Here is a 21,029-nt window from a genome sequence, read left to right on the forward strand (position 1 = left end):
TATATTTGGTACAAGCTGCATATATTCATATTCCGTTTTGTCAGCATATTTGTCACTATTGTGATTTTAATAAAGTGTTTATTGAACGCCAACCGGTAGATCAATATTTAGAGTACTTAGAGAAAGAAATAATAAATACGGTTCAAAAAGTACCGTTTGATAGTATGAAAACGATTTTTGTTGGTGGAGGAACGCCGACAGCATTAAATATGGAACAGACAAAAAAATTACTCGAGATTATTAATCGTCATTTGCGTCCGTTTGCTCCGAATTGTGAATTGACATTTGAAGCGAATCCAGGAGATCTGCCGAAAGAGAAGTTGAATGTACTGCTAGAAGGTGGAGTGAATCGAATTAGTTTTGGTGTGCAAACGTTCCGTGATGAACTGCTGGAGAAAATCGGGCGCAAGCATACGAGGGAAGATGCATTCCTAGCGATTCGAGAAGCTCAAGAAGTAGGCTTTAAAAATATTAATGTAGATATTATTTATGCTTTGCCAGGACAAACGATAGAAGATGTGAAGGAAACATTAGACATTGCTTTTACGCTTGGTGTACAACATTTCTCGGCATATTCATTAATTGTGGAACCCAAAACAGTGTTTTATAACTTAATGAATAAAGGGAAATTGCGTCTTCCGGGTGAAGACCATGAAGCGAAAATGTATGAAATGGTAATGGATGAAATGGAGAAACACGGTTATAGCCAGTATGAAATTAGTAATTTCTCAAAAGGTGACAATAAAAGTAGACATAATCTCACATACTGGAATAATGAAGAGTATTATGGTTTTGGAGCTGGAGCTCATAGTTATGTAAATGGGGAACGTATTCAAAATGTAGGTCCGCTGAAGCAATATTTTAATAAAATTGATGAAACAGGATTTCCTTATTTAGATGTTCATGAAGTGACTGAGAAGGAAAAAATGGAAGAAGAGTTGTTTTTAGGACTTCGAAAAACAAAAGGTGTTTCTAAAATAGCATTCCAAAACAAATTCAATATGGAGATGGATCAAGTTTTCGCGAAGCAGTTACAAGGCAATCAAGAACAAGGGTTGCTTGAAGAAAGAGATGGATATGTGCGTTTAACACGAAAAGGGAAATTATTAGGGAATGAAGTGTTCCAGTCATTTTTGATTGACTAATTAAATGTTTCATAAACGTGAAAAAAATTCATTATTTCGTGACGTTTTCGTTGACAATTGAATGTCAATTTTGGTAAGTTATTAATAGATTTAGCACTCGAAGACAAAGAGTGCTAACAGAGGTGATGATGAGATGCTTACGGAACGTCAGCTCTTAATTTTACAAACAATTATTGATGACTTTATTGGATCAGCGCAGCCCGTTGGGTCTAGAACGTTGGCTAAAAAAGAAGAAATCACATTTAGTTCAGCTACTATTCGAAATGAAATGGCTGATTTAGAAGAATTAGGTTTTATTGAAAAAACACATAGTTCTTCTGGACGGGTTCCTTCTGAGAAAGGATACCGATTTTATGTAGACCATCTTTTAGCGCCGCAAAACTTACCGAACGATGAAATTGTACAAATTAAAGATTTATTTGCTGAAAGAATTTTTGAAGCAGAAAAAGTTGCACAGCAATCTGCTCAAATTTTATCAGAGCTTACGAGCTATACGGCGATTGTTCTAGGGCCTAAGTTAAGCACAAATAAACTTAAAAACGTACAAATTGTGCCGCTTGATCGTCAAACAGCAGTCGCTATTATTGTAACGGATACAGGGCATGTACAAAGTAAAACGATTACCGTTCCGGAATCTGTTGATTTATCAGATTTAGAAAAAATGGTTAACATTTTAAATGAAAAGCTATCTGGTGTACCGATGGCAGAACTTCATAATAAAATCTTTAAAGAGATTGTTACAGTTTTACGTGGGTATGTTCATAATTACGATAGTGCGATAAAAATGTTAGATGGTACATTTCAAGTTCCGTTATCGGAAAAGATATACTTTGGAGGGAAAGCGAATATGCTTTCGCAACCGGAGTTCCATGACATTCATAAAGTAAGATCTTTGCTGACGATGATTGATAATGAGGCTGCGTTTTATGACATTTTGCGTCATAAACAAGTCGGAATTCAAGTGAAAATTGGTAGAGAAAATTCTTCTACGGCAATGGAGGATTGCAGTTTGATTTCTGCAACGTATTCGATTGGAGAAGAGCAACTTGGAACAATTGCAATTTTAGGTCCGACGAGAATGCAATACTCTCGTGTAATTAGTTTACTGCAGTTATTTACAAGACAGTTTACAGACGGACTTAAAAAGTAAATGAGAGTAATACATTCGCTCAAGTGATGAAATTTTCATTGCTGTGTGTAATATATAATGCTTAGGTAATCATGCTAAGCATGATACCTAATACCTTTTAAGGAGGTGAAAATTGTGGAAGAGCGTAACGAACAAGTGGTAGAAGAAGTGAAAGAAGCGCAAGTTGAAGAAGCTGTCACGCCAGAAAACAGTGAAAAAACTGTAGAAGAAAAAAGTGAGGCTGCTCTTTTACAAGAAAAAGTAGATGAGTTACAAGCGAAACTAACGGAAACGGAAGGTCGCGCATTACGTCTACAAGCTGATTTTGAAAATTATAAGCGCCGTGTCCAAATGGATAAACAGGCTGCTGACAAATATAGAGCACAAAGTCTAGTTTCAGATATTTTGCCAGCTCTTGATAATTTTGAAAGAGCGATGCAAGTGGAAGTGACTGACGAGCAAACGAAATCCTTGTTACAAGGTATGGAAATGGTGCATCGTCAATTGCTAGAAGCGTTGACTAAAGAAGGTGTGGAAGCGATTGAAGCTGTTGGTAAACAGTTTGATCCGAATGAACACCAAGCTATTATGCAAGTGGAAGACAGTGAATTTGAATCAAACGCGGTAGTTGAAGAATTCCAAAAAGGTTATAAACTAAAAGACCGTGTGATTCGCCCATCAATGGTAAAAGTAAATCAATAATTTACATAAAAGTAGGAGGATTCGCCATGAGTAAAATTATCGGTATTGACTTAGGTACAACAAACTCTTGTGTAGCTGTTATGGAAGGTGGAGAACCAAAGGTTATCCCAAATCCAGAAGGAAACCGTACAACACCTTCTGTTGTAGCTTTCAAAAATGAAGAGCGTCAAGTTGGGGAAGTTGCGAAGCGCCAAGCAATTACAAACCCAAATACAATCATGTCTGTTAAACGTCATATGGGTACAGACTACAAAGTAGAAGTTGAAGGTAAAGATTTTACACCTCAAGAAATTTCTGCAATCATTTTACAAAACTTAAAAGCTTCTGCTGAAGCATACTTAGGTGAAACAGTAACGAAAGCTGTTATTACAGTACCTGCATACTTCAACGATGCAGAGCGTCAAGCAACGAAAGATGCTGGTCGTATCGCTGGTTTAGAAGTTGAGCGTATCATTAACGAACCAACAGCAGCAGCACTTGCTTACGGTTTAGAAAAACAAGATGAAGAGCAAAAAATCTTAGTATATGACTTAGGTGGCGGTACATTTGACGTATCTATCCTTGAGTTAGCAGACGGCACATTCGAAGTTATTTCAACTGCTGGTGACAACCGCCTTGGTGGAGATGACTTTGACCAAGTTATCATCGATCACTTAGTAGCTGAATTCAAAAAAGAAAATAACATTGATTTAAGCCAAGATAAAATGGCACTTCAACGTTTGAAAGATGCAGCTGAAAAAGCGAAAAAAGATCTTTCAGGTGTAACACAAACACAAATTTCATTACCATTCATTAGTGCTGGAGCTGCTGGCCCATTACACTTAGAATTAACGTTAACAAGAGCAAAATTCGAAGAGCTTTCAGCAGGTCTTGTTGAAAGAACATTAGAGCCAACTCGTCGTGCATTAAAAGACGCTGGCTTTGCTCCAAGTGAATTAGATAAAGTTATCCTTGTTGGTGGATCTACTCGTATCCCAGCTGTTCAAGAAGCTATTAAACGTGAAACTGGTAAAGAGCCATACAAAGGCGTAAACCCTGATGAAGTTGTAGCATTAGGTGCTGCGGTTCAAGGTGGTGTACTTACTGGTGATGTAGAAGGCGTACTATTATTAGACGTAACTCCACTTTCTTTAGGTATTGAAACTATGGGTGGTGTGTTCACGAAATTAATCGAGCGTAACACTACAATTCCAACAAGTAAGTCACAAGTATTCTCAACAGCTGCTGATAACCAACCGGCAGTAGACATTCATGTACTACAAGGTGAGCGTCCAATGTCAGCTGACAACAAAACATTAGGTCGTTTCCAATTAACGGATCTTCCACCAGCACCACGTGGTATTCCACAAATCGAAGTAACATTCGATATTGATGCGAACGGTATCGTTAACGTACGTGCAAAAGACTTAGGAACAAGCAAAGAGCAAGCTATTACAATTCAATCATCTTCAGGTCTTTCTGATGAAGAAGTAGATCGTATGGTACAAGAAGCAGAAGCAAATGCTGACGCTGACCAAAAACGTAAGGAAGAAGTTGAACTTCGTAATGAAGCTGACCAACTTGTATTCCAAACAGATAAAGTTGTAAAAGATTTAGAAGGTAAAGTAGATGCGGCTGAGGTTGCAAAAGCGACAGAAGCGAAAGAAGCGTTGCAAGCGGCAATTGAGAAAAACGATCTTGATGAAATCCGTGCGAAAAAAGATGCTTTACAAGAAATCGTACAACAATTAAGCGTTAAATTATACGAGCAAGCTCAAGCAGCTGCAGGGCAAGCAGAAGGTGCACAAGGAGCACAAGACGCTGGCGCGAAAAAAGATAATGTAGTAGACGCTGAATTTGAAGAAGTAAAAGAAGACAAGTAATTTAAGTACAAACATAATAAGTAAGATGACAAAAAGTCAAAGTCAAGCGTGCCTTGGCTTTGGCTTTTTTCATAAATGAGGAGAAATGTGTGAGGATCTTAAGTTTTTTAGCTTGCATACTGTAAGTGAGGAAACTTTGTTGCAAAGCACTTTCTTTCGGTGTTAAAATTACGTTTATGTGAAAGATTCGGGGGTTGCAAATTTATGAGTAAACGAGACTATTATGAGGTCCTTGGACTTAGCCAGGGCGCTTCAAAAGATGAAATTAAAAAAGCGTATCGTCGTTTGGCTAAAAAATACCATCCAGACGTAAGTAAAGAAGAAAATGCAATTGAAAAGTTTAAAGAAGTACAAGAGGCATACGAAGTGTTGAGCGATGATCAAAAGCGTGCGCAGTACGATCAATTTGGTCATGCTGGTGCAAATCAAGGCTTCGGTGGCGGAGGAGACTTCGGCGGTGGCTTTGGTTTTGAAGATATCTTTAGTTCGTTCTTTGGCGGCGGTGGCGGCAGACGTCGTGATCCAAATGCTCCGCGCCAAGGTGCTGACTTACAATATCAAGTCACTTTAGACTTTGAAGAAGCTATTTTTGGTAAAGAGTTAAACGTTGAAATTCCAGTAGAAGATCCATGTGATACTTGTAAAGGTAGCGGGGCAAAACCAGGAACTTCAAAAGAAACATGTAAACATTGTTCAGGATCAGGTCAAGTAAGTGTAGAACAAAATACACCGTTTGGTCGTATTGTAAACCGTCAAGCTTGTGGTCATTGTTCAGGAACTGGTCAAATGATTAAAGAAAAATGTACGACATGTCACGGTTCAGGTAAAGTACGTAAGCGTAAAAAAATTAACGTTAAGATTCCAGCTGGTATTGATAATGGCCAACAAATTCGTGTATCTGGAAAAGGTGAAGCGGGCGTAAATGGTGGACCGGCAGGAGATTTATATGTAGTTGTTCATGTAAGAAATCATGAATTCTTCGAGCGTGAAGGTGATCATATTATTTGCGAAATGCCATTAACATTTGCGCAAATGGCACTTGGTGCTGAAGTAGAAGTTCCTACTGTTCATGGGAAAGTGAAGCTGAAAATTCCAGCAGGAACACAAACAGGAACAGAATTCCGCTTAAAAGGAAAAGGTGCTCCAAACGTACGTGGATACGGTCAAGGAGATCAATATGTAGTCGTTCGTGTTGTTGTACCAACAAAATTAAATTCACATCAAAAAGATTTATTACGTGAATTTGCAGGGCAAGAAGAGCAGGATGATAGTTTATTCGGAAAGCTTAAACGTGCTTTCAAAGGGGAATAATGGAAATAAAAAATGGAGTTGGTAAATTGTGAAATGGTCAGAAGTTAGTATTCATACAACAGAAGAAGCAGTAGAAGCTGTCTCTCATATTTTACATGAAGCTGGTGCTAGTGGAGTTGCAATTGAGGATCCAGCAGAGTTGACGAAAGAGCGCGAGCAACAATATGGTGAAATTTATGCGTTGAACCCAGATGAATACCCGGCAGAGGGGGTATTAGTAAAAGCATATTTCCCACAAACGGATTCTTTACAGGAAACGATTGCGGGTGTAAAATCATCTATTGATGTGCTTCCATCTTACGACATTGAAATTGGTACTGGAAATATTACCATTAACGAAGTCAATGAAGAAGATTGGGCTACTGCTTGGAAAAAGTATTACCATCCAGTACAAATTTCTGATACATTCACAATCGTACCGACATGGGAAGAATACACACCATCTTCTCTGGATGAAAAAATCATTGAATTAGACCCGGGTATGGCGTTTGGTACAGGAACTCATCCAACAACAACGATGTGTATTCGTGCTTTAGAAAAAACAGTTCAATCAGGTGATACTGTCATTGATGTAGGAACGGGTTCAGGTGTACTTAGTATTGCAGCGGCAAAATTAGGTGCGTCTTCTGTTCAAGCATACGATTTAGATCCAGTTGCAGTGGAAAGTGCGGAAATGAATGTACGTTTAAATAAAACAGATGATATCGTATCTGTTGGACAAAATAGTCTTTTAGAAGGTATTGAAGGACCTGTTGATTTAATCGTAGCGAATTTATTAGCAGAAATTATTCTTCTATTCCCTGAAGATGCAGCACGAGTTGTAAAATCAGGTGGATTATTCATTACATCTGGTATTATTGCAGCGAAAGAAAAAGTAATTTCTGAGGCGTTAGAAAAAGCTGGATTTACAATTGAAGAAGTATTACGAATGGATGATTGGGTAGCAATTATTGCACGAAATGCGTAATATAGATTTTAGTTTATAATGAAAAGGGGGAGTCTCTCACTATAAGGTGAGGGACTTGCCGTTTGTTATATGAAAAATGATAACGTTTCGTTCTTTTCGTAAGTGTTGACTTACGAAAGGAACGAAACTCTACTAAGGTGATTATATGCAACGTTATTTTGTAGAAGAAAAACATGTAAGTGAAGCAAAGATTCGCATTGTAGGTGATGATGTACATCACATTGCGAGAGTAATGCGTATGTCAGCTGGTGATCACATTTATTGCTGTGTAAACGGAAAAACAGCAGTATGTTCAATTGATGAAATTACCAGTGAATTTGTTGAGACAGCTATTGTAGAATGGGTAGAGGCATCAAGTGAACTTCCTGTGTTCGTGACGATTGCAAGTGGACTGCCAAAAGGAGACAAGCTAGAGTTAATTTTTCAAAAAGGAACCGAGCTTGGGGCAGCCGCATTTTTACCATTTCAAGCATCTCGCTCTATCGTAAAATGGGATGCGAAAAAAGCTGATAAAAAAGTTGAGCGTTTAAGAAAAATTGTGAAAGAAGCTGCGGAACAATCGCATAGAAGTGAAGTTCCAGAAGTACATGCTCCAGCATCGTTTAAGCAATTGCTTTCAATGAGTGGTGAGTATGATGTTTGTCTTGTTGCGTATGAAGAAGAAGCAAAACAAGGCGAGAAATCTAATTTTGCGAAAGCTTTAACGACAATGAAACCAGGTCAAAAGCTATTAATTGTATTTGGCCCAGAAGGCGGTTTAGCTGAGGAAGAGATTACAGCGCTTCGTGAACATAAATTTGTACTATGTAGTTTAGGACCAAGGATTTTAAGAACGGAAACGGCACCGCTTTATGCGTTAAGTGCTGCTTCTTATCATTTTGAATTGATGGGGTGATGATCAATGTCAACTGTTGCGTTCCACACGTTAGGTTGTAAAGTAAACCACTATGAAACAGAAGCTATTTGGCAATTGTTTAAACAAGGTGGTTATGAAAGAACTGAATATGAAAAGAAATCTGATGTATATGTTATTAATACATGTACAGTAACAAATACTGGAGATAAAAAAAGCCGTCAAGTAATTAGACGTGCTGTGCGTCAAAATCCAGATGCGGTTATTTGTGTAACGGGATGTTATGCGCAAACATCTCCAGCTGAAATTATGGCAATTCCAGGTGTAGATATTGTAGTTGGTACACAAGATCGTGAAAAGATGTTAGGATACATCGAAGAATTCCGTAAAGAGCGTCAACCAATTAATGCTGTCCGTAACATTATGAAAACACGTGTATACGAAGAACTTGATGTACCATATTTCACGGATCGTACACGTGCTTCATTAAAAATACAAGAAGGTTGTAATAACTTCTGTACGTTCTGTATTATTCCTTGGGCGCGTGGTTTAATGCGTTCTCGTGATGGAAAAGAAGTTATTAAACAAGCGCAGCAATTAGTGGATGCAGGCTATAAAGAAATCGTATTAACTGGTATTCATACAGGTGGATACGGTGAAGATATTAAAGATTATAACTTAGCTGGATTACTTCGTGATATGGAAGCAGAAGTAGGTGGATTAAAACGTCTTCGTATTTCTTCTATTGAAGCGAGTCAAATTTCAGATGAAGTAATTGAAGTGTTAGACAAATCTGAAGTAGTTGTACGCCACTTGCACATTCCGTTGCAATCAGGATCTAATACTGTATTAAAACGTATGCGTCGTAAGTATACAATGGAATTTTTCCAAGAGCGTTTAGATCGTTTGAAAGAAGCGTTACCAGGTCTTGCGATTACATCAGACGTAATTGTTGGCTTCCCAGGTGAAACAGAAGAAGAATTTATGGAAACGTACAATTTCATTAAAGAGAATCGCTTCTCTGAGTTACACGTATTCCCTTATTCAAAACGTACGGGAACACCTGCAGCGCGTATGGAAGATCAAGTTCCTGAAGATGTGAAGAATGATCGTGTTCACCGTCTAATTGAACTATCTAATCAATTAGCGAAAGAGTATGCTTCACAGTTTGAAGGAGAAGTACTTGAAATTATCCCGGAAGAGCAATTTAAAGATGGCGACCGTGAAGGGTTATATGTAGGTTATACAGATAACTATTTGAAAATTGTCTTTGAAGGGTCAGAAGAATTAATTGGTAAGCTAGTGAAAGTGAAAATTACGAAAGCTGGTTATCCATATAACGAAGCGCAATTTGTTCGTGTTATTGAAGATGATGTGAAAAAAGAATCAGCGAGCGCGTAAAAAAAAGCATGCAAACGGAAACGGTTTGCATGCTTTCTTTTTTCATGGAAAAGTTAAGTGTTGAAAAGGTGCAATGATAAAAATATAGTTGTTTTCAGTGAAAAAGGATGATAGCTATTTGCATAGCTTTAAAAAAGGAAGAGCATCTATTCCTCTTTTATTCTGTCAAATAGTTGACCTGAAGTGATAAAATGTATTATAATCGTAAAAGACATGCTGAAGAAGTGTTTCTTTTTGCATGCTGAAGTTAGTATGTAAGTGTGATGTTTCGGAGGGAGGGAAAGAGAATGTCAAAAACAGTCGTTCGTAAAAACGAGTCTTTGGAGGATGCACTTCGCCGTTTTAAAAGATCGGTTTCTAAAACTGGTACACTTGCTGAAGCAAGAAAGCGCGAGTTTTATGAAAAACCAAGTGTAAAACGTAAGAAGAAATCTGAAGCGGCAAGAAAGCGTAAATTCTAAGAGAGGGTGTAAGTTATGAGTCTTCTCGGTCGTTTAAACGATGATATGAAACAAGCGATGAAGAATAAACAAAAAGAAAAATTAACCGTTATTCGTATGGTTAAGGCTGCTTTACAAAATGAAGGTATTAAACTGCAACATACTCTTACTGAAGAAGAGGAATTAACAGTTTTAGCTCGTGAAGTAAAACAGTATAAGGACTCCCTCCTTGAATTTAAAAAAGCTGGTCGTGAAGACCTTGTTGATAAACTGCAAAGTGAAATTCAGATTTTAAGCGCATATTTGCCGGAGCAATTAACTGAAGAAGACCTGATTGATGTAATCAAGCAAGTTATTTCTGAAGTTGGTGCGACATCAAAAGCAGATATGGGTAAGGTGATGACTGCTGTTATGCCGAAAGTAAAAGGTAAAACAGACGGATCACTTGTGAATAAGCTGGTTATCCAGCTATTAGCATAAAAAAACGTCTCATTTCGTATGAGACGTTTTTTTATGCTTTTTTTCAGTTTGGACGTGATATTACAAGCTCTTTTTTCATACATATGGGATGAGAGGAGGTCTTTTAAGATGAAAAAATTAGAACAAATGAAGAATTGGTTAACGAAGCAAATAGACCTGCCAGTGGATGTGCTAATGGATCTACCTCGGATCACGCTTGTTGGGCAAGTGCATATCTATATAGAAAATCATCAAGGTTTATTAGTGTTTTCAGATAAAGAAGTAAGATTGTTGCTAAAACATGGTCAATTATTAATTAAGGGGCAATCCTTCGTTATTAAAACAATCCTTCCAGAGGAGCTTTTACTTGAAGGGATCATTGAGCAAGTGATGTTTTTAGAAAGTGAAAAGCAAAAAGAGTGAGGGAAACTTCCGTATGTGAAGTTTTTCTTCTTTATTCTCGTGATTCGACCTTACTATTCAGTTATCTCGCTATTTATGGGCAGTAAAACTCTTTATTTCATTTTCGTACGAGCTATTTTGCTAATTAAAGTGAAAAGTAGTATGTCTACTTTTGGGAAAGGTAGTGGAGGTAGTAGATGAAAAATAAATGGTTTATAAAGTGGCTTGGATATGTAAAAGTACGAATTGAAGGTAGAGGAGCGGAACGGTTCGTTAATGAATGCGTACGTAGAAAATTATTAGTTTGGGATGTTAAGAAGATTGCTGATGAAACGTTAGTTTTTTGTATGTTGTTACGCGATGTGAAAAAATTAAAACCAATTTATAGAAAAAATGAATGCAAATTATATTTCATTGGACGCTACGGTTTTCCTTTTTGGAATAAGCGTTTAATTAAAAATAGTGGGTTTTTAATCGGTTTTTTAATTTTCTTTTTTGGTATGATTGCAATGTCAAATATGGTTTGGAAAATTGAGATTACAGGAGCGAAACCTGAAACAGAATATATATTGATGAAAGAATTGGATAAAATGGGTATTAAGAAAGGAAAACTACAGTTTCAAATGCCTAGTGTAGAAGATGTGCAACGCCATTTGACGGACAATATTAATGCGATTACTTGGGCGGGGCTGGAAGTAAGAGGGACCACCTATCATTTTAAAATTGTGGAAAAAAATGAGCCGAAAAAAGAAAAGGAACAGCATCCGCAAAATTTAGTGGCAAAAAAAGAAGCAATTATTACAAAAACGTTTGTAGAGGTTGGGAAACCAGTCGTTATGAAAAATGACCATGTTGAAAAAGGACAACTTCTTGTATCAGGTATATATGGTAATGAGGAAAACCCGTCAGTTGTTTCGGCGAAAGGTATTGTATATGGAGAAACTTGGTATACATCCGAGGTGAGTGTGCCGCTGAAAACACAATTTCAAGTGTATACTGGTAATGCGTATAATGAATACTTTCTTCAGTTTGGGAGTGCAAAAATAAAAATATGGGGATTTCAACATGATAAGTATAAACGCTCTCGTACTGAACATGTAAAACATGATGTGAAATTATTTGGTTTTACATTACCGATTGCATATGAAAAAGATATTGTACGAGAAGAGGAAGAAGCGAATCGAGAATACACAGAAAAACAGGCATTGAAAGTAGCGAAAGAGATGGCTGAAAAAGAACTAAAGAAAAAATTGGATGAACATGCTATGATTGTAAGTGATAAGATTTTGAGTAAAGAGGTTGAGGCGGATCAACTAAAAGTTACATTGCATTATACTGTAATTGAAAATATTGCAGAGTCACAACCGATATCCGAATCCGATATTCAAGGAGACTGAGTAATGGCAGAACAATTAGTAGAAATGAACCAGCAATTGGAAAATACTAACGAAGCAATCGCTCTTTTTGGAGTCAATGATGCTCATTTAAAAGTAATGGAACGAGAACTTAATGTATCTATCGTAACTAGAGGTGAAACAGTTCATGTGTCTGGGGCAGATGAAAACGTGACACTCGTAGAAAAAATCTTACAGCAATTACTTGTTGTTATTCGTAAAAGTGTATCCATTACAGAAAGAGATGTTGCGTATGCAATTCAGCTCGCACAACAAGGGAAAATTGCTCAATTTGAAGAGTTATATGAAGAAGAAATTTTTAAAACGGCAAAGGGTAAATCTATTCGTGTAAAAACAATGGGACAAAGACGATATATTCATGCGATGAAGAAGAATGATATTGTATTTGGGATAGGACCTGCTGGAACTGGAAAAACGTACTTAGCTGTAGTAATGGCTGTAAGAGCGTTAAAACAAGGGTATGTAAAGAAAATTATTCTAACAAGGCCTGCTGTAGAAGCTGGAGAGAGTTTAGGTTTTTTACCAGGGGATTTAAAAGAGAAGGTAGATCCATATTTACGTCCATTGTATGATGCACTGCACGATATTCTTGGACAAGAATATACGCAGCGTATGATGGAGCGAGGTGTAATTGAAATCGCGCCTCTTGCTTATATGAGAGGGCGTACGCTTGATGATTCATTTGTTATTTTAGATGAAGCGCAAAATACAACTGGTGTCCAAATAAAAATGTTTTTAACAAGATTAGGTTTTAGTTCTAAAATGGTTATAACAGGGGATCCTTCGCAGGTAGATTTGCCAAAAGGGGCAAAATCAGGTCTTTCTATTGCTACAAATGTTTTATCTGGTGTATCGGGACTTTCGTTCATTACATTAGAGCAAAGCGACGTTGTGAGACATCCGTTAGTGCAACGTATTATTGAGGCGTATGATAAAATGGAATGATCCTATTTGTCAGGATCATTTCTTTTTGTATGATAAGGTTGGCGAATAGCAATTTTTTTACTATCATGAAAGAAGAAGAGTATAAGCGATAAATGACGTATGATTCTAAAAGTGTCGCTTGTTAGAAGAAACGAAAGCTATAAATAGTTTCACTTTATTTCTGGAGAGGAGAAGGTATTGAAATCATGTCAAGATCTCAAGAAATTTCTAAGTGGTTTCGTAATTTACAACATTCGAAAAAACTAAGTTGGATTTCTTACGTTTTATTAGGAGCAGTGCTGTTTTTTGCACTTATGAATAATGTAAAACCAGAGCAATTAGATGTTACAACATATTCTATTGCGAAAAAAACAATCCATTCTCCTATTAAAATTGAAGATAAAGTTACAACGGACAAAAAGAAAAAAGAAGCCGCTACAAAAGTTGAAGATCAATATACATATAAAAGTGAGTATAAACAAAATAAAGTGGATATTGTGAATGACGTCTTTGCTAAAGTAGATGAAGTGATACAAGAGATTAAAGCGGTTGGGCCGGATGAGCAAAAAAAGATTACTGATGCTGAAAAAGTGGACAAGTTGAAAAAAAAATTGCCTACTGATTTAACGAAAGAATTATCTGATTTAAACTTACTAAACTTAATTAATGCAGATTCGAACCAATTAGTATTAGCAAAAGATGCAGCAGTTACAGCTATTAATAGTATCATGACTGAGCATATTAAAATGGACGAATTGAAGGATGCGAAGGAACGATATGTAAGTGAGATGAATAGTGTTAATGTTGATAATGGTTTAAAGGAATCTATTAAGGCGTTAGGGAAATATGCGATTTCTGCAAACTATTTTTATGATCCGACCCTAACAAAAGAGAAGAGAAAAGCGGAAGAAGATTTAGTTCCACCTGTTTATATTCTTCAAGGGCAAGTCCTTGTTAGAGAAGGTGAAACGATTTCAAGTGATATGTACAATCAGTTGAAATTAGTTGGTCTGTTAGAAAAAGGGAACAGTTTTCAACCCTATGTTGGATTAGCGGTACTCATTGGTGTGCTATTGTACTTTATGCATAAGCAATTTGAAGTATTTTTACAACGGAAAAGGGAAGATAGACCGTATATTTTAGCGTACATTACCATTTTGTCGATCACGATCGTTTTAATGAAAATCATTAGCTTGTTCCAAAAGCTTGAATATGCAGGGATCGCGTATGTCGTTCCAGTTGCAATGGGAACAATACTTGTAAAACTAATGATTGGTGATCGATTTGTTTTTTTAACAAGCATGATTTTTTCTGTATGCGGAAGCATTATGTTTAATGAAGGAGTAACGAGCACCCTGAATTATAGTGTGGGGATCTATGTGTTACTAAGTTCACTATCAGTTAGTATTTTCTTGAGAGAAAAAAATCGTCGTACGATGATTTTACAAGCGGGTATACTCGTTTCTGTGTTAAATGTGGTCGTATTGGCAGCGTTATTATTGTTGCGTAATGGGAATTTTTCGCCTCTTGAAATTGGTACACAATTATTGATGGCTTCTGTTTCAGGGATTATCTCTTCGGTGTTAGCTATGGGGATTTTACCATATTTAGAGAGTGGACTTGGCATTGTATCAAGTATGAAGCTTATGGAACTATCAAGTCCAAATCATCCGCTTTTGCGTAAGATTTTGCTAGAAGCGCCAGGGACATATCACCATAGTGTAATGGTAGCGAATCTTTCTGAAGCTGCTTGTGAAGCAGTCGGGGCAAATGGTGTATTAGCCCGTGTAGGGGCGTATTATCATGATGTAGGAAAAACGGTACAACCACAGTTCTTTATTGAAAATCAGATGGGGATTGAAAACCCACATGATAAACTCGCCCCTGTAACGAGTAAAGATATTATTATCGCTCATGTAACGGACGGGGTGAGGATGCTAGAAGAGTACCATATTCCGCAAGAAATTATTGATATTGCTGGACAACATCATGGTACAACGTTACTTAAATATTTTTACTATAAGGCGATTAAAGAAGATAAAGAAAAATATACAGAAGAGATGTTCCGTTATCCAGGATCCAAAGCAACTTCTAAAGAGTCGGCGATTGTTGGTATTGCTGATAGTGTAGAGGCCGCGGTGCGTTCTATGAATCATCCAACGCCAGATCAAATTAATAATTTAGTGCAAAGTATTATTAAAGATCGTTTGCAAGATGGACAATTTAGTGAATGTGATTTGACATTTAAAGAGCTACAAATCGTTGGAAAAACGTTATGCGAGACGTTAAATGGTATTTTCCATTCGCGTATTACATATCCGGAACTACCGGAAGAGAAGGAGAAAGAATGAGTTTATTAATTGATTTTATTGATGAAACAGAAGAAGTGAAAGAAGATTATATAAGTTTGATTCGAGAGCTGGTAGAGAAAGCAGCTCAAATGGAAAACATAGAAGAAGGGGCAGAATTATCGGTTACGTTTGTAGATAATGAACGTATTCGTGAAATAAACCGTGATTACCGAGATAAGGATCAGCCTACGGATGTTATTTCTTTCGCTATGGAAGAAATGGGAGAAGGTGAAATGGAAATTGTCGGTGCGGAGATGCCGCGTATGTTAGGAGATCTTATTATTTCTATTCCAAGAGCGAAAGAGCAAGCTGAAGAATATGGACACTCTTTTGATAGGGAACTTGGGTTTTTAGCGTTACATGGCTTTTTACATTTGCTTGGTTATGATCACATGACAGAAGAAGATGAAAAAGAAATGTTTGGAAGACAAAAAGAAATTTTAGAAGCATTTGGATTAGGACGATGAAAAAAGGAAAACTTTTAGATAGTTTTGGATATGCTATAGCTGGTATATTCTTTTGTCTTCGTCATGAAAGAAATATGAGAATTCATTATTTAGCCGCAGTCATTGTTATATGCTGCGGCTTTTATTTCCATATTACGAAAATAGAGTGGGTGGTATTACTTATTGTAATAGGGATTGTAATGGGTTTAGAGATGGTAAATACGGCTGTGGAAAAAACAGTAGACTTAGTGACTGCTGATATACATCCATTTGCGAAAATTGCAAAGGATGTCGCAGCAGGAGCGGTTTTACTCTTTGCAGTTATAGCCGTTATAATTGGTGCTATTATCTTTGTACCGTATGTGGTATAGTTGCATTCCGAAGCTTTTATTAAGCCTTGGAAGTGCTATAAAGGCCTTTAGTGAGATAGTGTATCTATTCACAGCTGTGAACAGGAAGGATGCGGGATATGAATAGTAAACAATTAATTCAAGAAGCAATCGAAGCGCGTAAACAAGCGTACGTACCATATTCAAAATTTCAAGTAGGTGCAGCATTATTAACGCACGATGGAAAAGTATATCGTGGCTGTAATGTTGAGAATGCATCATATGGCTTATGCAACTGTGCAGAAAGAACTGCTTTATTTAAGGCAGTTTCTGAAGGGGATAAAGAGTTTGTAGCTATTGCGGTTGTAGCAGATACAAAACGCCCAGTACCTCCTTGTGGAGCATGTCGACAAGTTATGGTAGAATTATGTAAACAGGATACGAAAGTATACCTATCAAATTTACATGGTGACGTTCAAGAGACGACAGTCGGAGAATTGTTACCAGGAGCATTTTTAGCGGAGGATTTACATGAATAGAAAAGGTTATAAATCAGGTTTTGTCTCTATTATTGGCAGACCGAATGTTGGGAAATCTACATTTTTAAATCGTATTATCGGCCAAAAAATTGCCATTATGAGTGACAAGCCACAAACGACTCGTAATAAAATTCAAGGCGTATATACAGAAAATGATTCACAAGTAATTTTCATTGATACACCAGGAATACATAAACCGAAACATAAACTAGGTGACTTCATGGTGAAGATGGCTCAAACGACATTGAAAGAAGTTGATATTGTTCTGTTTATGGTCAATGCAACTGAAGGATTTGGTCGTGGTGAGGAATTCATTATTGAGAAATTACAAGAAACGAAACAACCGGTATTTTTGGTAATTAATAAAATTGACCAAGTTCATCCAGAGCAATTATTAGAGTTAATTGATCAATATCGTAAACTACATGAGTTTGCAGAGATTGTACCAATTTCTGCATTAGACGGTAATAATGTAGAAGCGTTAATTGGAGCAATTAAAAAATATTTACCAGAAGGACCGCAATACTACCCAGATAATCAAGTAACGGATCATCCGGAGCGATTTATTATTGCAGAGCTTATTCGTGAAAAAGTACTACATTTAACACGTGAAGAAGTGCCACATTCTGTAGCGGTTGTTATTGATGCAATTCAGAAGCGTGAGGGCGGTGCAGTTTATATAAATGCAACGATTGTTGTTGAACGTGCGTCACAAAAAGGAATTATTATTGGGAAACAAGGGAAGATGTTAAAAGAAGTCGGGAAACGAGCTCGTTTTGATATTGAAGCACTTCTTGGTTCTAAAGTATTTTTAGAGGTATGGGTAAAAGTACAAAAAGATTGGCGCAATAAGATGTCTCAGCTTCGTGATCTTGGTTTCCGCGAAGACGAGTACTAAAATAAAGTAAGGTTGTAATCAGTGGATGTTTGCTCATCCGCTGATTATTGGTTTTTGTAAACTTTAATAAATTAGGAAAAATTTTTCTCACATGAAAATGGACAAAATGGGTCAATTTAATAACAAAGGAAATTGGTTTATAGGCTACGCTTATTGAGAAAGGTGGATTCTTATGCTAGATTTTACCTGGAAGTTTTTCTCCAAAACAGGAAGCATTGAAACGTATTTGCTTTTAAAAGAGATGGAAAAAGACGTAAACGATGAGATGGATCAACATGATGAGGAGCTAGCGCATCTAGACTCTCCAATTTCTTGACCCGTTTTGTTCAAACCTTGGATGGTGACGAACATGTTTCAAAAAGTTGAGGGCATCGTTATCCGTACGACAGATTACGGAGAAACGAATAAGATTGTTACAATATTTTCAAGAGAATTCGGTAAGATAAGTGCAATGGCAAGAGGAGCGAAAAAACCGAAAAGTCGGTTAGCATCTGTTTCGCAACTTATGACACATGGGCATTTTCTTATTCAAGTGGGATCTGGGCTTGGAACTTTGCAACAAGGCGAGATTATTTCAACTATGAAAGAAATTCGCGAGGATATATTTTTAACTGCTTATGCATCATTTGTTGTTGAGTTAACTGATAAAGCAACAGAAGATAAAAAACATAATCCGTACTTATTTGAAATGTTATATCAAACGTTGCATTATATGTGTGAGGGTGTTGATCCAGAAGTATTATCATTAATTTATCAAACGAAAATGCTTCCTGTATTAGGGATGCGCCCGTATTTTGATACATGTGCGATTTGTCATCAAGAAACAGATTTTGTCGCCTTCTCTGTCAGGGAAGGCGGTTTTCTGTGCTCACGTCATGCGGAGCAAGATCCGTATCGTATACCGGTGGGAGAAGCTGTACATAAATTGTTACGTCTTTTCTTCCATTTCGATTTACATAGGCTCGGCAATGTATCAGTGAAGGATAGCACAAAAAAACAAATGCGCTTAGTATTGAATACATATTATGATGAATATTGCGGAATTTATTTGAAATCAAGACGTTTCCTAGAGCAACTTGATAAGTTTCAAATATAATTTGGGGCCGTATACGGTCCTTTTTACATACTTTCTTTTTCGAATAGCATATTTAGTATATAATATTTAAGAGATAGTATAACTTTTTTCGTTGTGCATTAAAGGTGGTGATTATCATAGAGCTGAATAAACGGCAAGAACATATCATTCAGATTGTAAAAGATCACGGTCCTATTACAGGGGAGTCAATTGCTGCGCAATTGGGTTTAACACGTGCAACGCTAAGACCAGACTTAGCAATTTTAACGATGGCTGGTTATTTAGAAGCGCGTCCACGCGTAGGTTATTTTTATACGGGGAAAACTGGGGGGCAGCTATTATCTGAAGCTGTTAAGAAAATTAAAGTGCAAGATTATCAATCTAGACCGGCTGTAATTGATAAAAATGTATCAGTATACGATGCAATTTGTACGATGTTTTTAGAGGATGTTGGTACATTGTTTGTTGTAGATCAATCTACACTATTAGTTGGTGTTGTGTCTCGAAAAGATCTATTAAGAGCTAGCTTAGGGAAGCAGGATTTAACCTCTCTTCCGGTTAATATTATCATGACAAGGATGCCAAACATTGCCATGTGTCGTAGAGAAGATTCTTTATATGATATTGCGATGGAATTAATAGAAAGACAGATTGATGCGATGCCGGTTGTGAAAGATACGAAGCAAGGTTTAGAAGTAATTGGACGAATTACAAAAACAAATATTACACGTGCGTTTGTAAACCTAGTAAATAACGAATAAGTGTAATTTGTTTAAAGTGAGGTAATGTAATGGATAATAAAATCGTATATGTCGTATCTGACTCTGTAGGAGAAACGGCTGATTTAGTTGTTCGAGCAGCAATGGGGCAATTCCCATTTGCTCCTGATATTAGACGTGTACCGTATGTAGAAGATACAGGGACATTAAAAGAAGTGATTTCGATTGCTAAGAGTAATCAAGCGCTTATTTGTTTTACGTTAGTAAAGCCGGAAATGCGCCAGTATTTAGTGAAAGAGGCTGCAAAAGAAGGGGTAGAGGCATACGATATTATCGGACCTCTTATCGATCAAATTGAAGAAATTACAGGGCAAGTGCCGAGATATGAGCCGGGTGTTGTTCGTAGATTAGATGAAGAGTACTTTAAAAAGATTGAAGCAATTGAGTTTGCTGTAAAGTACGATGATGGTAGAGATGCACGAGGTATTTTAAAAGCGGATATCGTGTTAATTGGAATTTCACGTACATCAAAAACACCACTTTCTCAATACTTAGCTCATAACAAACGGTTGAAAGTTGCCAATGTGCCGCTTGTACCAGAAGTGGATCCACCTGAGGAATTATATCAAGTGGCAAAAGAGAAATGTTTCGGTTTGAAAATTACACCGGATAAATTAAATCATATTCGAAAAGAACGATTAAAATCACTTGGATTAAGTGACGGCGCAACATATGCCAATATTAATCGTATTCAAGAAGAGATTGATCACTTTGAAGCAGTAATTAGTAAAATAAATTGTCAAGTAATTGATGTATCGAATAAAGCGATTGAAGAAACAGCAAATATTATTGTGAATGCAGTGCAAAACCAAAAAATGTTTTAGCACATTTACCGAAGGTGAATGTGCTTTTTTCGCTCATATGAAATACGATACTTGTTGGATTAGTAATAGATTATAGCGGAGTGGTTATACTTATATTCTTCTGTTTTTTTATTATGTGAAAAGCATGGTTTAGTTATCCTAAAGTAGAAGATGAAAAAATAAAGGGATATGTAGCGTAGTTGAAGAAAATATATTATAATAAAAAATTGTGATAAAAACCTATATTTTACGTTTAGACTTTAATTTTTCAGAATAAACTAGGGATAGGATTTACAAAAAAGACATGTAATTACATTAAATCGACAAAATCTATACAAGAAAACGCACATTATGGAAGGATTCACAGAAGGGATGTAGAATACAGAAATATGCAAAACATCAATAACGTATTAGTTGATGCAGATGCATATCCCGTGAAGGATGAGATTGTGCAAGTTGGAACTGAATTTCATGTCGAAATTGTGTTTGTCGCATCGTATACTCATCGTTCAAGAAAACAGCAAGGCAATTGGATTTATGTAGATTCTGGACAAGATGAAGTTGATTTATATATATCAACTTGCAAAGGTAACAGATCTCATGATCATACAGTATATGAGGCTTGCTAGTCTTCTTGTAAAAAAGGTGTATATGTATTGTCTTCAAGAGGTGCATTTGTAATAGATGAGCATATGAATACAATTTTATATAGTAGTATGTATCTGCGAAGTTACGCAGACAAAGGGCCTATATAAGAGGTCCGAAGTCGTTTACACAATGTGATCGACAATACTTTCTA

Annotated in this window: 23 protein-coding genes; all 23 read left to right on the forward strand. The window is 36.7% G+C overall.

Features of this window, described 5'->3' with window-relative positions; all coding sequences use genetic code 11:
- The first annotated feature begins 5 nt into the window (after window positions 1-5).
- Window positions 6-1,145, forward strand: a complete 1,140-nt coding sequence (gene hemW, locus JDS81_RS01990) for a radical SAM family heme chaperone HemW (RefSeq protein WP_097952926.1) — start codon at window positions 6-8, stop codon at window positions 1,143-1,145.
- A gap of 133 nt (window positions 1,146-1,278) precedes the next feature.
- On the forward strand, window positions 1,279-2,295 hold the full coding sequence (gene hrcA / locus JDS81_RS01995; RefSeq protein WP_000954961.1) for a heat-inducible transcriptional repressor HrcA: 1,017 nt from the start codon (window positions 1,279-1,281) through the stop codon (window positions 2,293-2,295).
- Window positions 2,296-2,409: 114 nt separating this feature from the next.
- Window positions 2,410-2,976 (forward strand): nucleotide exchange factor GrpE, encoded by a 567-nt coding sequence (gene grpE, locus JDS81_RS02000; protein WP_097952928.1) that lies wholly within the window; start codon window positions 2,410-2,412, stop codon window positions 2,974-2,976.
- Between the two features lie 26 nt (window positions 2,977-3,002).
- Entirely contained in the window at window positions 3,003-4,838 is a 1,836-nt protein-coding gene (dnaK, locus tag JDS81_RS02005) for a chaperone protein DnaK (protein WP_000034694.1), read from the forward strand.
- Between the two features lie 204 nt (window positions 4,839-5,042).
- Window positions 5,043-6,149: a chaperone protein DnaJ gene (gene dnaJ / locus JDS81_RS02010; protein WP_000043956.1), complete on the forward strand. Its 1,107-nt coding sequence runs from the start codon at window positions 5,043-5,045 to the stop codon at window positions 6,147-6,149.
- A gap of 28 nt (window positions 6,150-6,177) precedes the next feature.
- Window positions 6,178-7,116, forward strand: coding sequence for a 50S ribosomal protein L11 methyltransferase (gene prmA / locus JDS81_RS02015; RefSeq protein WP_000872123.1), 939 nt, complete (start codon window positions 6,178-6,180; stop codon window positions 7,114-7,116).
- Window positions 7,117-7,261: 145 nt separating this feature from the next.
- Window positions 7,262-8,011 (forward strand): 16S rRNA (uracil(1498)-N(3))-methyltransferase, encoded by a 750-nt coding sequence (locus JDS81_RS02020; protein ID WP_001190139.1) that lies wholly within the window; start codon window positions 7,262-7,264, stop codon window positions 8,009-8,011.
- A gap of 6 nt (window positions 8,012-8,017) precedes the next feature.
- Window positions 8,018-9,370, forward strand: a complete 1,353-nt coding sequence (gene mtaB, locus JDS81_RS02025) for a tRNA (N(6)-L-threonylcarbamoyladenosine(37)-C(2))-methylthiotransferase MtaB (protein ID WP_000108698.1) — start codon at window positions 8,018-8,020, stop codon at window positions 9,368-9,370.
- A 287-nt stretch (window positions 9,371-9,657) separates the two neighbouring features.
- Window positions 9,658-9,831, forward strand: a complete 174-nt coding sequence (rpsU, locus tag JDS81_RS02030; protein WP_000048061.1) for a 30S ribosomal protein S21 — start codon at window positions 9,658-9,660, stop codon at window positions 9,829-9,831.
- Window positions 9,832-9,846: 15 nt separating this feature from the next.
- Window positions 9,847-10,290, forward strand: coding sequence for a GatB/YqeY domain-containing protein (locus tag JDS81_RS02035; protein WP_000054576.1), 444 nt, complete (start codon window positions 9,847-9,849; stop codon window positions 10,288-10,290).
- A 108-nt stretch (window positions 10,291-10,398) separates the two neighbouring features.
- Entirely contained in the window at window positions 10,399-10,692 is a 294-nt protein-coding gene (gene yqfC, locus JDS81_RS02040; RefSeq protein WP_000732262.1) for a sporulation protein YqfC, read from the forward strand.
- A gap of 176 nt (window positions 10,693-10,868) precedes the next feature.
- Window positions 10,869-12,068 (forward strand): sporulation protein YqfD, encoded by a 1,200-nt coding sequence (gene yqfD / locus JDS81_RS02045; RefSeq protein ID WP_097952930.1) that lies wholly within the window; start codon window positions 10,869-10,871, stop codon window positions 12,066-12,068.
- A 3-nt stretch (window positions 12,069-12,071) separates the two neighbouring features.
- Window positions 12,072-13,031, forward strand: coding sequence for a PhoH family protein (locus tag JDS81_RS02050; protein WP_000840526.1), 960 nt, complete (start codon window positions 12,072-12,074; stop codon window positions 13,029-13,031).
- A gap of 185 nt (window positions 13,032-13,216) precedes the next feature.
- Window positions 13,217-15,361 (forward strand): HD family phosphohydrolase, encoded by a 2,145-nt coding sequence (locus tag JDS81_RS02055; protein ID WP_000091505.1) that lies wholly within the window; start codon window positions 13,217-13,219, stop codon window positions 15,359-15,361.
- Window positions 15,358-15,828, forward strand: coding sequence for an rRNA maturation RNase YbeY (gene ybeY, locus JDS81_RS02060; RefSeq protein WP_097952932.1), 471 nt, complete (start codon window positions 15,358-15,360; stop codon window positions 15,826-15,828). The genes JDS81_RS02055 and ybeY overlap by 4 nt, the downstream gene beginning before the upstream one ends.
- Window positions 15,825-16,178, forward strand: a complete 354-nt coding sequence (locus tag JDS81_RS02065) for a diacylglycerol kinase family protein (RefSeq protein ID WP_000715513.1) — start codon at window positions 15,825-15,827, stop codon at window positions 16,176-16,178. Before ybeY ends, JDS81_RS02065 begins: the two co-directional genes overlap by 4 nt.
- Before the next feature lie 98 nt (window positions 16,179-16,276).
- Window positions 16,277-16,675, forward strand: coding sequence for a cytidine deaminase (locus JDS81_RS02070; protein WP_001086291.1), 399 nt, complete (start codon window positions 16,277-16,279; stop codon window positions 16,673-16,675).
- Window positions 16,668-17,573 carry a GTPase Era gene (gene era, locus JDS81_RS02075; protein WP_001080234.1) on the forward strand — a complete coding sequence of 302 codons (906 nt, stop codon included), beginning with the start codon at window positions 16,668-16,670 and terminating at the stop codon, window positions 17,571-17,573. The genes JDS81_RS02070 and era overlap by 8 nt, the downstream gene beginning before the upstream one ends.
- A gap of 172 nt (window positions 17,574-17,745) precedes the next feature.
- On the forward strand, window positions 17,746-17,889 hold the full coding sequence (locus tag JDS81_RS02080) for a YqzL family protein (protein WP_000883923.1): 144 nt from the start codon (window positions 17,746-17,748) through the stop codon (window positions 17,887-17,889).
- A gap of 33 nt (window positions 17,890-17,922) precedes the next feature.
- Entirely contained in the window at window positions 17,923-18,669 is a 747-nt protein-coding gene (gene recO / locus JDS81_RS02085; protein WP_000487005.1) for a DNA repair protein RecO, read from the forward strand.
- 107 nt (window positions 18,670-18,776) lie between these two features.
- Window positions 18,777-19,409 carry a transcriptional regulator CcpN gene (locus JDS81_RS02090; RefSeq protein ID WP_000583755.1) on the forward strand — a complete coding sequence of 211 codons (633 nt, stop codon included), beginning with the start codon at window positions 18,777-18,779 and terminating at the stop codon, window positions 19,407-19,409.
- A 29-nt stretch (window positions 19,410-19,438) separates the two neighbouring features.
- Window positions 19,439-20,251 carry a pyruvate, water dikinase regulatory protein gene (locus JDS81_RS02095; protein ID WP_000368950.1) on the forward strand — a complete coding sequence of 271 codons (813 nt, stop codon included), beginning with the start codon at window positions 19,439-19,441 and terminating at the stop codon, window positions 20,249-20,251.
- A 368-nt stretch (window positions 20,252-20,619) separates the two neighbouring features.
- The gene (locus JDS81_RS02100) at window positions 20,620-20,859 is read left to right on the forward strand and encodes a DUF188 domain-containing protein (protein ID WP_002044942.1); all 240 of its coding nucleotides are present in this window, start codon (window positions 20,620-20,622) and stop codon (window positions 20,857-20,859) included.
- Window positions 20,860-21,029 lie beyond the last annotated feature (170 nt).

This window comes from Bacillus cereus group sp. N31 (genome assembly GCF_016483245.1).
In the GTDB taxonomy this organism is placed as follows: domain Bacteria; phylum Bacillota; class Bacilli; order Bacillales; family Bacillaceae_G; genus Bacillus_A; species Bacillus_A toyonensis.